Source organism: Sphingomonas sp. S-NIH.Pt15_0812 (assembly GCF_003951315.1).
In the GTDB taxonomy this organism is placed as follows: Bacteria; Pseudomonadota; Alphaproteobacteria; order Sphingomonadales; family Sphingomonadaceae; genus Sphingomonas.
The window spans coordinates 65,177-79,252 of sequence record NZ_QLJH01000018.1; the positions used below are offsets into that span (position 1 = coordinate 65,177).

At 69.1% G+C, this 14,076-nt stretch carries 11 protein-coding genes; 8 read left to right on the forward strand and 3 right to left on the reverse strand.

Features of this window, described 5'->3' with window-relative positions:
• Positions 1-2 precede the first annotated feature (2 nt).
• Together BRX43_RS13005 and BRX43_RS13010 are read right to left on the reverse strand one after the other, a co-directional pair.
• Positions 3-539 (reverse strand): molybdenum cofactor guanylyltransferase, encoded by a 537-nt coding sequence (locus BRX43_RS13005; protein ID WP_125995523.1) that lies wholly within the window; start codon positions 537-539, stop codon positions 3-5.
• A complete protein-coding gene (locus BRX43_RS13010) occupies positions 536-2,815 on the reverse strand; it encodes an FdhF/YdeP family oxidoreductase (protein WP_125995540.1) in 2,280 nt (759 codons plus the stop codon). The genes BRX43_RS13005 and BRX43_RS13010 overlap by 4 nt, the downstream gene beginning before the upstream one ends.
• 202 nt (positions 2,816-3,017) lie before the next feature.
• Between BRX43_RS13010 and trxB the strand changes: the two genes are divergently transcribed.
• On the forward strand, positions 3,018-3,986 hold the full coding sequence (gene trxB, locus BRX43_RS13015; protein WP_125995524.1) for a thioredoxin-disulfide reductase: 969 nt from the start codon (positions 3,018-3,020) through the stop codon (positions 3,984-3,986).
• A gap of 167 nt (positions 3,987-4,153) precedes the next feature.
• Here the strand turns inward: trxB and BRX43_RS13020 are convergent, their stop codons facing one another.
• Positions 4,154-5,797, reverse strand: a complete 1,644-nt coding sequence (locus tag BRX43_RS13020; RefSeq protein ID WP_125995525.1) for an alkaline phosphatase family protein — start codon at positions 5,795-5,797, stop codon at positions 4,154-4,156.
• Positions 5,798-5,889: 92 nt separating this feature from the next.
• Between BRX43_RS13020 and BRX43_RS13025 the strand changes: the two genes are divergently transcribed.
• The 7 genes from BRX43_RS13025 to BRX43_RS13055 all read left to right on the forward strand — a co-directional run bounded on the left by BRX43_RS13025 (position 5,890) and on the right by BRX43_RS13055 (position 13,836).
• Positions 5,890-7,899 carry a protein-disulfide reductase DsbD domain-containing protein gene (locus BRX43_RS13025; RefSeq protein ID WP_241214942.1) on the forward strand — a complete coding sequence of 670 codons (2,010 nt, stop codon included), beginning with the start codon at positions 5,890-5,892 and terminating at the stop codon, positions 7,897-7,899.
• Positions 7,900-8,036: 137 nt separating this feature from the next.
• Complete coding sequence (locus BRX43_RS13030) at positions 8,037-9,536, forward strand: circularly permuted type 2 ATP-grasp protein (protein WP_125995541.1); 1,500 nt, start codon at positions 8,037-8,039, stop codon at positions 9,534-9,536.
• Positions 9,530-10,465, forward strand: coding sequence for an alpha-E domain-containing protein (locus BRX43_RS13035; protein ID WP_125995527.1), 936 nt, complete (start codon positions 9,530-9,532; stop codon positions 10,463-10,465). Before BRX43_RS13030 ends, BRX43_RS13035 begins: the two co-directional genes overlap by 7 nt.
• 62 nt (positions 10,466-10,527) lie before the next feature.
• On the forward strand, positions 10,528-11,283 hold the full coding sequence (locus tag BRX43_RS13040; RefSeq protein WP_125995528.1) for a transglutaminase family protein: 756 nt from the start codon (positions 10,528-10,530) through the stop codon (positions 11,281-11,283).
• Between the two features lie 293 nt (positions 11,284-11,576).
• Positions 11,577-13,202: a DNA polymerase III subunit gamma/tau gene (locus tag BRX43_RS13045; RefSeq protein ID WP_125995542.1), complete on the forward strand. Its 1,626-nt coding sequence runs from the start codon at positions 11,577-11,579 to the stop codon at positions 13,200-13,202.
• Positions 13,199-13,522: a YbaB/EbfC family nucleoid-associated protein gene (locus tag BRX43_RS13050; RefSeq protein ID WP_125995529.1), complete on the forward strand. Its 324-nt coding sequence runs from the start codon at positions 13,199-13,201 to the stop codon at positions 13,520-13,522. The genes BRX43_RS13045 and BRX43_RS13050 overlap by 4 nt, the downstream gene beginning before the upstream one ends.
• A gap of 71 nt (positions 13,523-13,593) precedes the next feature.
• A complete protein-coding gene (locus BRX43_RS13055) occupies positions 13,594-13,836 on the forward strand; it encodes a hypothetical protein (RefSeq protein ID WP_125995530.1) in 243 nt (80 codons plus the stop codon).
• Positions 13,837-14,076 lie beyond the last annotated feature (240 nt).

The following is a 14,076-nucleotide window of genomic DNA, read 5'->3' on the forward strand; positions in this document are numbered from 1 at the left end:
AGTTACGCCGAGGCGTAGCGCCATCCCGCCAGCGCCTCCAAATCGGCCGGCGTGTTGACGTTGGGGATCGGCGCATCTGGCACGATCGGCAGCGCGCCGATGCTCCGCGCCCAGCGCCGGACCGAGCGATCGGGCGCGGTTTCGATATGCCCCAGCAACTGCGCGCCAAGCGCCGCCGGCCAATGGCCCAGGATCGGCGCCTCGCTGCAATAGGCCGGGGCGCGGCGCAGCAGCGCCTCGATCAGCCCGTCGGGCACCACCGGCATGTCGCAACCAATCGTCAGCACGCAGCGATAGCCATGCGTGCAGCCATGATCGAGCGCCGCCGCGATCCCGCCCAGCGGTCCGAGGCCGGCGCGCGGCAGGTCGGGCAGGCCGCCCATCCGCTCGCCCACCACCACGATCGAATCGACATGCGGGCGCAGCCGGTCGGTGGCGTGATGCAGCAGGTCGCGGCCGTCCAGCGTCGCCGCCGCCTTGTCCGACCCGAAGCGGGAGGATTGCCCCCCCGCCAGGACCGCGCCCAGCACCCGGCTCATGCCCGCACGCGCACCGGCACCGACTTGCCCGCCGGCACATGGCTTTCCAGCGCATGATGCTCCAGCGGGATCAGGTAGTTGAGCTCGGGATAATAGCCGCCCAGATTGCCCGCCGGGATATTGTACTCGACGACGCGCAGCCCCTCGACCGTGCGGTCGACGCCGTCCTCGGCATCGCTCTCCAGCGCCACCTTGTCGCCTTCCTTCAACCGCAGCCGGGCCATGTCGTCGCGGTTCATCATCACCACCATGCGCGTGCCCCGGATGCCGCGGAAGCGGTCGTCATAGCCATAGATGGTGGTGTTGAACTGGTCGTTGGAGCGCAGCGTGATCAGCCGGAACCGCCCGTCCTTGTCCGCGAAGCCGGAGGCGTTGAGCGCGCGCGGCACGTTGAATTCCGCCTTGCCGCTTTCCGTCTCCCATTGGCGGTGCGAGGCCGGATTACCCTTCCAGAAGCCGCCGGGTTCGAACAGGCGTTCGTTGAAGTTGGCGAACTTGTCCGGATAGCAATTCTCGATCGCGGTGCGGACCAGGCCGTAATTGCCGACCCAGGCGTCCCACGGGACATTCGGATTGGGCGGCAGCACCGCCTTGGCGATGCCGGCGACGATCGCCGGTTCGGACAACAGCGTGTCGGACGCCGGCTTCACCTTGCCGACCGAGCCATAGATGTGGCTGAACGAATCCTCCATCGACACCGCCTGCCGGCCGGTCGCCTGCATATCCTGTTCGGAGCGACCGAGGCAGGGCAGGATCCAGCTTTCCTGGCCCGGTACGAGCTGGCTCTTGTTCAGCTTGGTGGCGATATGGACGGTGATCGGCAGCTTGGCCCAGGCCTCCTTCATCTTGGCATGCTCGGGCGTGGCGCGCAGGAAATTGCCGCCGAGCTGGACGAAGCCCTGGCACTCGCCCGAGATGATCGCGCGGCAGCTTTCCACCGTGTCCCATCCCTTCTCGGTCGGGGGATCGAACTCGAACAAAGCCTTCAGCCGCTCGACGGGGGCGAGTTCGGTCTTCTCGGTAATGCCGACGGTACGCTGGCCCTGCACGTTGCTGTGGCCGCGCACCGGCCCCGGCCCGGCACCCTCGCGACCGATGTTACCACGCAACATCAGGAAGTTGGTGAGCACGAACAGGCTGTCCATGCCATAGCGATGCTGGGTGATGCCCATGCCGTAGACGGCGATGACCCGCTCGGCGCGCATATACACACGCGCCGCCGCCTCGATCGCGCCGCGCGTCAGGCCGCTGGCCTGGGTGAGTTCGGTCCAATCGGCCCGGCGGCAATAGTCGGCGAACGCCTCGAACCGCACGGTATGCTGTTCGATGAAGTGGTGGTCGACCACGCGCGTGCCGCCATGGGCGACGGCATGGTCGTCCGCCTCGATCACCAATTTGCACATGCCGACGATCGCCGCGATGTCGCCGCCGGCATGGAGCTGGTGATATTGGGTCGAGATCTTGGTTTCCTGCCCCGCGATCATGTCGAGCGGGCTCTGCGGATCGGCGAACCGCTCCCAGCCGCGCTCCCGCAGCGGATTGAAGGTGACGATCTCGACGCCCCTGTCGCGGCAGGATTTGAGCGTGTGGAGCATCCGGGGGGCGTTGGTGCCGACATTCTGCCCGAAGCAGAAGATCGCGTCGCACTTGTCGTAATCCTCCATCTGGATCGTCGCGACCGGCGATCCGATCGCCGCCTTCAGCCCGACGGAGGTGGTCTCGTGACACATGTTCGACGAATCGGGCAGGTTCTGCTGCCCCCACATCCGCGCGAACAGCGAATACATGAACGAGGTTTCGAGCGAGGCCCGGCCCGAGGAATAGAGCACGACCTTCTTGGGGTCGCAGGCCTTCAGCTTGGCGCCGATCGCGGCGAACGCCTCGTCCCAGCTGGCGGCGACATATTTGTCAGTCGCACGGTCGTAGCGCATCGGGTGCGTCAGCCGCCCGGTCTTTTCCAGGTCGTAATCCGGCCATTCGGCCATTTCCGATACGGTATGCTGCTGGAACAGGGCGGGGGTGGCGCGGTGCCTGGTCAGCTCCCAGGCGGTAGCCTTGGCGCCGTTCTCGCAGAATTCGGCGATATGCGGCTTGGCGGGTTTGCCCCAGGCGCAGGACACGCACATGAAGCCCTCGGGCTTGTTCTGGCGGCGCAACGTATCGAGCACGTCGATGCCCGGCCGCTCGCCCGGCAGCACCTCGACCATGCCGCGCATCGATCCCCAGCCACCGGCGGGGGCGGTGTACGGCTTGATGACGATGTCCTGGCCGCTCATCGAGTCGCGCTCGCCCTCTTCGCGCCCGTGCTGATCGTGGGCGTGCTGGTCGTCCGTCGGGTGTTCGTCGTGCATGATAATCCTCCGCCTGACCTGCCAACGATCGGAGGGCATGGGAGTGCCGTGACGTTTCCGTCATCCGGTTCATTTTTGGCGTCCAAGCGCCTACATGGGCGCAAACACCTCTAGGACGATCGGTATCATGGCGACTCATTCCACCCGTATGCTCATCCTCGGCTCCGGCCCGGCGGGCCTGTCCGCCGCCATCTATGGCGCGCGGGCGGGGATGAAGCCGATCGTGGTCCAGGGCATCCAGCCGGGCGGCCAGTTGACCACCACCACGGAAGTCGAGAATTATCCGGGCTTCGCCGACGTCATCCAGGGCCCCTGGCTGATGGAGCAGATGCAGAAGCAGGCCGAGCATGTCGGCACCACGCTGATGTGGGACACGATCGTCTCGGTCGACCTGTCGCGCCGCCCGTTCCGGCTGATCGGCGATGGCGGCGACGTCTATGAGGGCGAGGTGCTGGTGATCGCCACTGGCGCGCAGGCCAAGTGGCTGGGCCTCGATTCGGAAGAGGCGATGAAGGGCAAGGGCGTGTCGGCCTGCGCGACCTGCGACGGCTTCTTCTATCGCGGCAAGAAGGTGGCGGTGATCGGCGGCGGCAACACCGCGGTCGAGGAGGCGCTGTACCTGACCAACCACAGCGACGACGTGACGCTGATCCACCGTCGCGATTCGCTGCGGGCCGAGCGTATCCTGCAGGAGCGTCTGTTCGCGCATCCGAACATCACGGTGCTGTGGAACAAGGAGGTCCGCACCTTCGTCGACGGCGGCGGCACCGCCGGGCTGGTCGCGCTCGACCTGGAGGACACGGTGACGGGCGAGCATAGCCGGCTGGATGTCGCGGGCGGCTTCGTCGCGATCGGCCACCATCCCGCCACCGAGCTGTTCCGTGGTCATCTGGCGCTGGACGAAGACGGCTATATCGTGGTGGAGACGGGCTCGACCCGCACCAGCGTGGCCGGCGTGTTCGCCTGTGGCGACGTGGCGGACAAGGTCTATCGCCAGGCGGTGACGGCGGCGGGCACCGGCTGCATGGCCGCGCTGGACGCCGAGCGCTTCCTCCAGGCGGAGGAATTCGCCGAGTTGCAGCAGGCGGCGGAGTAACGCCCGCCCATCTGCTTTCCCTTCTGTTCCCCGGCGAAGGCCGGGGCCCAGTCGGGAAGGCCTTCTTAAGGAAGCGTCGTGCTTCGTTCACGGTAACGAAGGACGACGTCTCGCTAGCAGCGTCCCCCAACTGGACCCCGGCCTTCGCCGGGGAACAGAGGCACGCCTTACTTGGCGCAGGTGTCCGCCGGGCCCGGATCGAGGTCCAGGCAGCGGCCATCCACTCCCGGCGTCTTCAAGCCGATCGTCGCGCCCAGCGTCGGCACGATATCGACCGTCTCCACCGACAAGGGTTGCTCGAACGGCGTCATCCCCTTGCGCCAGAACAGGATCGGCACGCGGCGGTCATAATCCCAGGGGCTGCCATGCGTCTCGACATAGCCGGGGCCCGGCTTCTCGATCGTGGTGACGCGCGGCTTGAGCAGGATCAGCAGGTCGCCCGACCGTTCCGGGTCGAAGGAGGATCGCGCCCGCTCCGCCAGCGTCCAGGTCTCGGGCGGGGTGGTCGGCCAGGGGGTGGCGGCGATCTCGTCGCGGGTCAGCGCGGCGGCGACCTGCGGCATCGCGCTGTAGCGGCGCTTCGCCTCCGCCAGCACACGGGCGCGGACGGGCCGGGGCAGGTTGCGGTCGACATAGATGTCGCTTTCCGCACCGAGCAGCACCGGCCCCTCCAGCTTCATCTGCTGCGCGATCGCCGCGCCGACCGTCTTGGCCTGGAGCTCGGGCGAGACATGAGTCTCCATCGGCATGGCGCGTTCGATCTGCCGCTCGGTCATGTCGTGCGCGCCATGGTCGGCGGTCAGCATCACCTCATAATCCACGCCGCTCTCGTCCAGCACCTCGAAGAAGCCGGCCAGCGCCTGGTCGAGCTGGTCCATCTGGATGCACATCTCGGTGCCCTGGGTGCCGCGCGAATGGCCGATATAGTCGGTCGCGGACAGGCCGATCGCGATCAGGTCGGGGGCGGAATCCTTGCCCAGCTTCATGTCCTGCACCAGTCCGGCGGCCATCGCCAGCACCGCCGCATCGGCGGCGGGCGAGGCGCGGAAGGCGGTGGCGTCGCCCGCCTCGCGCTCGAACCGGCCCTGGCCGACCGTGACCGCGTTGACCGTGATCGCCCGGTCCAGCGGCTTGCACCAACCGGGCAGGGGCAGCGCGGTCTGCGGCCGGGCGATCAGCGCCGCCACCGTGTCGCGGGTCCGCTGCACGACCGGCGGCACCGCGCGACCGGCAAAGGAACTGTAGGTCTTGCCGTCCCACCACCAGAGCTCGTCGACCTTGTGGCCGCCCATCATCACCGCCGCCCGGTCCTTGCCCGCGACCGACACGACTCGCGAGGCGGGGTTGGCCGCCTTCATCCGCTCGCCGAGCGTCGGCACCTTCAGCGTGCGGTCGGTGACGGTGTATTTGGTGTGGGTCGAGCCGGGGACCGACGTGTCCTCCGCGCAATAGACCACCTTGTCCTCCAGCCCGACCGACTGGTCGATCCAGTTGTTGGCGATGATGCCGGTATGCGCGGGGCGATAGCCGGTCAGGATCGTCGAATGGCCGGGGCAGGTCTCGGTCGCCGCATGGCTCTGATAGCCGGACGGAAACACCGCGCCGTTCAGCAGCCGCGCCATGCCGCCGGTGAAGTGGTTGCGATATTGCGCGAACAGGTCGGCGGAAAACTGGTCGACCGAGATGGCGACGATCAGCTTCGGCGCGGGCCGGGGGGACGCCGATGCGGTCGCGGTCGCCTGGGTCTGCGCCAGCACGGGCGCGGCGGAGGCGAGGAGCAGGGCGGCGGCGAGCATGACAGGCGACTTCATCGACGATCCTTGGTGCGGGGGGCAGGCTTCGCTATGGAACGCCGACCCACAGGAGACAAGACGGCCCCATGACAGCCTGGTTTTGCCGGATGATGACGGTTCTGGCGTTCTTCGTCGCTCTTCCTGCGCTGGCGCAGGCCCCGGGGGAGACGCATCTGGCGATGACGATCGCCGCCGAAAGCGCGACCCCGCGCGCCGGCGGCACGGTGACGCTGGCGCTCGCCGCCAAGCCACAAGCCGGCTGGCATGGCTATTGGAAGAATCCGGGCGATGCCGGGATCGAGACGCTGGCCGAATGGACCCTGCCCAAGGGCGCGTCGGCGGGGCCGCTCCGCTATCCGGTGCCGCAACGGCTGACCGTCGCCGGGCTGATGAACTATGTCTATGAACAGCCTTTCGCGCTGCTGGTCGACTTGAAGGTGCCGGCGGGGCTGGCGGTCGGCACGCCGCTGCCGATCCGGGTGAAGCTCGACTATCTGGTCTGCACCGACACGGTCTGCGTGCCGGAACGGCAGACGCTGTCCACCACCCTGACGGTCGGCGACGGCAGCATCGCGCCCGCCGACCGCGCCCGGTTCGACAGCTGGCGGCGGCGGCTGCCGCGTCCGCTGGGATCGACCGCCACCTATCAGGTGGTGGGCAAGCAGTTGCGCCTGTCGGTGCCGTTCCCGGCCGAGGCGCCGATCGACAAGCCCTATTTCTACCCCGCCGATGCCGGCAGCATCGCGATGGCCGCCCCGCAAAAGGTCACGCGCGACGGGGACCGGCTGATCGTCGAGACGGACGCCGCCGCCACCGCGCCGACCGCGCCGATCGCGGGCGTGCTGGCGACCGCGCCGGGCGAGGGGCTGGCCCTGACCGCCAAGCCCGGCACGGTCGCCGCCTCCACGACGTCGCCGGGCGCGGCCAAAGCGGGGCAGGCGGCCACCGCGATCCTGGCGTTCCTGGGTGCGGTGCTGGGCGGGCTGATCCTCAACATCATGCCCTGCGTCTTCCCGATCCTGAGCCTCAAGGCGCTGAGCCTGGCGCGCGGCGGCGGGACCGAGCGGGAGGCGCGCGGCGAGGCACTGGCCTATACGGCGGGCGTGGTGCTGGTCTGCCTGGCGCTGGGCGGCGGCTTGCTGGCGATCCGCGCGGCGGGTTCGACGGCGGGCTGGGCGTTCCAGTTGCAGGACCCGCGCGTCATCGGCGTGCTGCTGCTGCTGGTGGGCGGCATCGCGCTCAACCTGGCCGGCCTGTTCGAACTGCCGACGCCACGCTTCGCGGGGGAGAGCGGCGCGACCGGCGCCTTCGCCACCGGCGCGCTCGCCGCGTTCGTCGCGACGCCGTGCACCGGGCCGTTCATGGGCGCGGCGCTGGGCGCGGCGCTGGTGCTGCCGACCTTCGCGGCGCTGCTGATCTTCGCCGGGTTGGGGTTGGGGATCGCGCTGCCGTTCCTGCTCATCGGATTCGTGCCGGCCTTGCGGCGGCGCCTGCCCAAGCCGGGGCCGTGGATGGCGCGGCTGCGGCGCATCCTGTCGGTGCCGATGCTGCTGACCGCGCTCGGCCTCGCCTGGATCCTGGGGCGGCAGGCGGGCGTCGACGGCATGACCCTGGGCATCGCCGCGCTGCTGCTGGCGGCGCTCGGCCTGTGGTGGACCGGCCGGCTCCAGAGCATCGGCCGCGAACGCGTCTGGGCGCCGGGGCTGGTCGCGCTGCTGCTGGCGGTCGCGGGCGTGATGACCGTCCGCCCCGCCGCCGCCAGCGCGGAGGCGAGCCTTGCCGGTGCGGAGCCGTTCAGCGAGGCGCGGCTCGCCGCCCTGCGCGCGGAGGGCAAACCGGTCTTCGCCTATTTCACCGCCGACTGGTGCCTGACCTGCAAGGTCAACGAGAAGACCGCGATCGAGACCGCCACCGTCGCCGACTCCTTCCGCCGGGGCAAGGTCGCGGTGATGGTCGGCGACTGGACGGATGGCGACCCGGCGCTCGGCCGCTTCATCGAGGCGCACAACCGCGCCGGCGTGCCGCTCTACCTCTGGTACGCGCCCGGCGCCAAGGAGCCGCGCGTGTTGCCGCAGGTGTTGACCACCGGCACGCTGACCGCGCTGTCGGAGGGGACGTGACAATCTAAATCGCCATGGACGCACGTTAAGACCGAAACCGTCCCTTCCCCCTCTTGTGCGACGCGGCGAACTGCCGCAGCATCGTTTGCCGGCCGGTCGCCTCGACCGGGCCGTCAGGGAGAATGATGATCGTCGCGATGGGGACAGTGGCATTCGACGAGATCATGGGGAGCGACGGCGCGGCGCGCGCCGAACTGGCGGCGCTGGGACGCTGGCTCCAGACCACGCCCGAAAGCGAATTGCGTCGCCGCCAGGCCGCGGCGGAGGCGGCGTTCCGCCAATTGGGGATCACCTTCGCCGTCTATGGCGAGAGCGAGGCGAGCGAGCGGATCATCCCGTTCGACATCGTGCCGCGCGTCTTCCTGCCCGGCGAATGGGCGCGCCTGTCCGAGGGGCTGGTGCAGCGGGTGGAGGCGATCAACGCCTTTCTCGACGACATCTATGGCGAGCGGCGCATCCTGAAGGACGGCGTGCTGCCGGAGGACCTGATCTTCGGCAATCCGCAATTCCGGCCGGAGATCGCGGGGATGCGGCCGCCGCACGGCGTCTGGGCGCATATCTGCGGCATCGATCTGGTGCGCACCGGCCCGGACGAATTCTACGTGCTGGAGGATAATGCCCGGACGCCATCGGGCGTCAGCTACATGCTGGAGAATCGGGAGGCGATGCTGCGCCTCTGTCCCGAGCTGTTCCGCAACTTCCGCGTCGCGGCGGTCGACAGCTATCCCGACCGGCTGCTGGAGACGATGAAGTCGGTGGCGCCCGAGGGTGTTTCCGCGCCGACCTGCGTCGTGCTGACGCCGGGCCATTACAACTCGGCCTATTACGAGCACAGCTTCCTGGCCGATTCGATGGGGATCGAGCTGGTCGAGGCGGCCGATCTGGTGGTGGACGACGATATCGTCTGGATGCGGACGATCGCCGGCCGGGTGAAGGTCGACGTGATCTATCGCCGCGTCGACGACGATTTCCTCGATCCGCTGGTGTTCCGCCCCGATTCGCGGCTGGGCGTGCCCGGCCTGATCGCCGCCTATGCCGCCGGCAATGTCGCGATCATCAACGCGCCGGGCAACGGCATCGCCGACGACAAGGCGATCTACAGCTACATGCCAGAGATCGTGCGCTATTATTCCGGCGGCGAGGCGAAGCTGCCCAATGTCGAGACTTGGCGCTGCCGCGAGCCGCAGGCGCTGCGCTACGTGCTCGACCATCTGCCCGAACTGGTGGTGAAGCTGGTCGACGGGTCGGGCGGCTACGGAATGCTGGTCGGTCCCACCGCCAGCACGGCCGAGATCGAGCAGTTCCGCGCCGCGCTGATCGCCGAGCCGCATCGCTATATCGCGCAGCCGACCCTGGCCTTGTCGACCGTACCGACCATGGCGGATCGCGGCCTGGCCCCGCGCCATGTCGATTTCCGTCCCTTCCTCCTCACCGGATCGCGCGGCGTGCAGGTGGTGCCGGGCGGCCTGACCCGCGTGGCGCTGCGCGAGGGATCGCTGGTCGTCAATTCCAGCCAGGGCGGCGGCACCAAGGACAGTTTCGTGCTGATGGAGGCACCGGACGAACGCAGCCAGAGCCAAAGCCAGAGCCTGGGCACCATGACCCAGGTCCAGACGCTGGGCGGCGCACCATGCTGAGCCGGACCGCATCCTCGCTCTACTGGCTGGGGCGTTATTTCGAGCGGGCCGACTTCATCGCCCGCCTGGTCGAGGCGACGGTGCGGCTCGACGTGCTGTCGGCGCGCCCGGCGGGGCAGGCGGCCTGGGCCTCGGCGCTGGCGGTGACCGACACGACCCAGGCCTTCGCGACCGGCGGCCGCGAATTGCGCCGGCGCGAGGTCGCTAGGTTCCTGACCGTGGAGACCAGCCATCCCGGCTCGATCGTGCGCTGCGTGGAGATGGCGCGGCTCAACGCGCGTGCGGTGCGCACCGCGCTGACGCGCGAGGCCTGGACCGCGATCAACCAGGCCTGGCTGACCTTCGCGGCCAAGCCCTCGGCCGACGACCCCACCGCCGTGCTGGCGCTGACCGATGCGGTGAAGCACGAGACGCGCGGGTTCGAGGGCGCGGTGCACCGGATGCTGCGCAACCAGACCACCTGGTTCATCCGCCTGGGCCAAGCGGTGGAGCGCGCCGACAACACCGCGCGCCTCCTCGACGTGAAATACCACATCCTGTTGCCGGCGGGCGAGCGGATCGGCGGTGTGGTTGATCGCGACCAGTGGACCACGATCCTGCAGACCGTGTCGGCGGTGACCGCCTATCGCTGGCTCTATTCCGACGGGCTTGCCCCGGCGAACGTCATCGACCTGCTGATCGCGCGCGCCGAGCTGCCGCGCAGTCTCGCCGCGTCGGTCGAGGAGACGGTGGACGTACTGGGGATGCTGGCGCGGCGCACCGGCCTGCACGGCGAGGCGGACCGGATGGCGCGGCTGCGCGCCTCGCGCGTGGTCAAGACTCGGTCGGGCGAGGTGATCGCGGCCGGGCTGCACCAATATCTGCAGAATTTCATCGAAGAGAATGCGCTGCTGCACGGCGCGATCGGCCGGCAGTTCAAGTTCATGTGATCGGGACATGGCCATCGGCCCTGGGGTGGGGCCGATGGTCCGAACAGGGGCATCGTAAAGACATGCGGATGACGATCGAGCATCGGGCGGTCTATCGCCTCGCGGGTGCGCAGGCCGGCCTGGTCCAGGCCCTGCGCCTCACGCCGCCGACCAGCGACGACCAGACGGTGGTGCGCTGGCGGATCGATGTCGATCGCGACGCCCGGATGCGGCCGGGGCGCGACGGCTTCGGCAATGCGGTGACGATGCTCTATGTCGATACGCCGCTCGACACGCTGGCGATCGAGGTGACGGGCGAGGTGCTGACCAGCAACGCGCATGGCGTGCTGCGCGGCGTGGCCGAGCAACTGCCGCCCGCGCTGTTCCTGCGCGCGACCGATGCGACGCCCGTCGATCCCGCCATCGCCGCCTTCGCGCAGGAAACCGGGGCGGGGCTGAAGCCGCTGGGTGCGCTCCACGCCATCAACACGGCGCTGCACGACCGATTCGCCATCGTACCGGCCGGCGACCCGTCGCGCACGCTGGGCGAGGCCTTCGCCAGCGGGACGGTCGATCCGGTCGAGATGGTCCATATCTTCCTGGTCGCCGCGCGCAGCCTGGGCCTGCCGGCGCGCTATGTCTCCGGCTATCGCCAGCATGGCGACGCGCCGGTCGCCAGCCCGCATGGCTGGGCGGAGGCCTATGTCGAGGGGATCGGCTGGATCGGCTTCGACCCCCTGCTCGGCCGCTCGCCGGAGGAAGCCCATGTCCGCCTCGCCACGGCCTTGGATGCCGGGGGCGCCAGCCCGGTCGCGGGTGCGCCGGTGATCGAGCCATAAGGACGCGCAGAGGCGCGGGGGGGACATGGAGGCGTAGGGACGGCCGGGGTAGACCATCCCGCTCGCCTTCGTCTGCATCGTCCGGAGGGGGTGTGCAACGATCCCCTGGCCGCGGCGCGTTTTCGGCCGTCGCGTATCAAGACCAAATGCGACACCCACCGATTACCCCCTGACGCGGGCGCGCGGGCGGCCTATGTTGGGGGCAATGCTTCCGCTTCGATCCGCCTTCGCCATGGGTGCCCGCCGTGGCTGACACTTTCGACATGGACGCGCCGCCGCCCTTCGACCTGCCGATGCCTGCGCCCGCCGCCGCGGCGGCCCCGGCGCCCGAGGCGTATCGGGTGCTGGCCCGCAAATATCGGCCGCAGACCTTCTCGCAGCTGATCGGGCAGGACGCGATGGTCCAGACCCTGGGCAATGCGATCAAGCGCGACCGGCTGGCCCATGCCTTTCTGATGACCGGCGTGCGCGGGGTGGGCAAGACCTCCACCGCGCGGCTGATCGCCAAGGCGCTGAACTGCGTCGGCCCGGACGGGCAGGGCGGCCCGACGATCGATCCGTGCGGGGTGTGCGAGCCGTGCCGCGCGATCGCGGAGGGGCGGCATATCGACGTGATCGAGATGGACGCCGCCTCGCATACCGGCGTCGACGATGTGCGCGAGATCATCGAGGCGTCGCGCTATGCGGCGGTGGCGGCGCGCTTCAAGATCTACATCATCGACGAAGTCCATATGCTGTCGAAGAACGCGTTCAACGCGCTTCTGAAGACGCTGGAGGAACCGCCCGCCCATGTGAAGTTCCTGTTCGCGACGACCGAGGTCAACAAGGTGCCGATCACGGTGCTGTCGCGCTGCCAGCGCTTCGACCTGCGGCGCATCCCGGCGGAGAAGCTGGCGGAGCATTTCGCCAAGGTCTGCGAGGCGGAGGGCGTGACGGCGGAGGCGGAAGCGCTGGCGCTGGTCGCGCGCGCGGCGGAGGGGTCGGCGCGCGACGGCCTGTCGATCCTGGACCAGGCGATCGCCCATGCCGGGCTGGAGGGCGGCGGCGTCTCGGCCGAGGCGGTGCGCCAGATGCTCGGCCTGTCGGATCGCGGCGCGGTGCGCGATCTGTTCGGCCTGCTGCTCGCCGGCAATGCGGTCGAGGCGCTCGCCAGCCTGCGCCGGCAATATGATCACGGCGTCGATCCGGTATCGGTGCTGCGCGCGCTGATGGAGATGGTGCACGGCGTCACCCTGACCAAGGTCGGCGGCGCGGACGATCCGGCACAGGCGCTGGAGGAGCGCGAGGCGCGGCGCGACTGGGCGACTAGGCTGTCCTTCCCCGTGCTGCACCGGCTGTGGCAGTTGACGTTGAAGGGGCATGACGAGGTGGCGCAGGCGGCGCTGCCGATCGAGGCGGCGGAGATGGCGCTGCTGCGCGTCATCCATGCCTCGCAATTGCCCGATCCCGGCGAACTGGCGCGCAAGATCGCCGAGGGCGGGGTGCTGGCCGCACCGGCGGCGGCCGGGCCGGCCCCGGCACCGGCCGCTGCGCCGGCCGCGCCCGTCTCGCTGATCCCGGCCGATTTCCCGGCGATGGTCGAGGCGCTGGACGCCGCCAACCAGCTCGCGCTGGTCGCACGGCTGCGACAGGGCGCGCGGCTGGTGCGCTATGCCCCGCCGGAGCTTGTGTTCAGCGGCTCGCGCCCCATTTCGGCCGACACGCTGTCGGATCTGGCCGCCGCGCTGAAGGCGATGACGCGCCAGGTCTGGAAGATCACGCTGGAGGATGCGCCGGGCGAGCCGACGCTGAACGAAGCCGATGCGGCGGCGGACGAGGCGCGACGTCAGGCCATGCTGAAGACCGAACTGGTCCAGGCGGCGATGGCGGCCTTCCCCGAGGCCGAACTGGTATGGAATAGCCAAAGGAGTAGCATGTGAACAATCTCGACGACATTCTGGCAATGGCGCAGAACGTCCAGAACGAGCTGCAAAAGGCGCAGGCCAGCCTCGACACGATCGAGGTCGAGGGTGTGTCGGGCGGCGGTCTGGTCAAGGTGAAGGCGTCCGCCAAGGGCCGGATCATCGGCATCGCGATCGACGATTCGCTGATGCAGGTCTCCGAAAAGGGGATGCTGGAGGATCTGCTGACGGCGGCCTTCAACGATGCGCGTGGCAAGGCGGACGCGGTATCGGGTGCGGAGATGTCGAAGATGACCAACGGCCTGCCGCTGCCGCCGGGGTTCAAGCTGCCGTTCTGACCCGTTTCGGGACTGGAACAAGACGCTGATCCATGGCGTTTTTTCGATCCTGACAGGAGAGGAGAGCCGCCATGGCCGAGGAACGCTACACCACGACCGACACCCGTCCGACGACCACGATCATCGAGCGCCGCAGTGGCGGCGGCGGCACCGCGCTGATCGCGATCGTGCTGCTGATCGCGGTGGTGATCGGCGGCTTCTACCTGTTCGGCCGCCAGGGGTCCGAGAACCGCAAGGACGCTGCGATCAGCTCCGCCGCCAAGAGTGTCGGCGGCGCGGCCGACAAAGTCGGCGACGCGGTCGAGGGCAAGTGAACACATGGGGCGGGCTTCGGTCCGCCCCGCTTCCCGGCATCGGATGACCGCGTGGAGCGTGTCCAGTGTCGTGCCGCAAGCCGGTGGTGCGCCGCGTGAGGCTCGATCCGGACCTAGAGCGGGATGACGTGGGGCTGAATCGATGGGGATTTCCATGGAGGCGCTGATCTGATTCAAGGGCAGGCTGGCGGAGGAGGCCGGTCTGCATGGCGAAGCCGTATTCGATGGACTTGCGCGACA

Coding starts and splice junctions, on each gene's coding strand:
- BRX43_RS13025 (WP_241214942.1), top strand. CDS start 5,890: ATGACGGTTCTGGCGTTCTTCGTCGCTCTTCCTGCGCTGGCGCAGGCC.
- BRX43_RS13055 (WP_125995530.1), top strand. CDS start 13,594: ATGGCCGAGGAACGCTACACCACGACCGACACCCGTCCGACGACCACG.
- BRX43_RS13020 (WP_125995525.1), bottom strand. CDS start 5,797: ATGAAGTCGCCTGTCATGCTCGCCGCCGCCCTGCTCCTCGCCTCCGCC.
- BRX43_RS13010 (WP_125995540.1), bottom strand. CDS start 2,815: ATGAGCGGCCAGGACATCGTCATCAAGCCGTACACCGCCCCCGCCGGT.
- BRX43_RS13005 (WP_125995523.1), bottom strand. CDS start 539: ATGAGCCGGGTGCTGGGCGCGGTCCTGGCGGGGGGGCAATCCTCCCGC.
- BRX43_RS13045 (WP_125995542.1), top strand. CDS start 11,577: ATGCCTGCGCCCGCCGCCGCGGCGGCCCCGGCGCCCGAGGCGTATCGG.
- BRX43_RS13040 (WP_125995528.1), top strand. CDS start 10,528: ATGCGGATGACGATCGAGCATCGGGCGGTCTATCGCCTCGCGGGTGCG.
- trxB (WP_125995524.1), top strand. CDS start 3,018: ATGGCGACTCATTCCACCCGTATGCTCATCCTCGGCTCCGGCCCGGCG.
- BRX43_RS13030 (WP_125995541.1), top strand. CDS start 8,037: ATGGGGACAGTGGCATTCGACGAGATCATGGGGAGCGACGGCGCGGCG.
- BRX43_RS13035 (WP_125995527.1), top strand. CDS start 9,530: ATGCTGAGCCGGACCGCATCCTCGCTCTACTGGCTGGGGCGTTATTTC.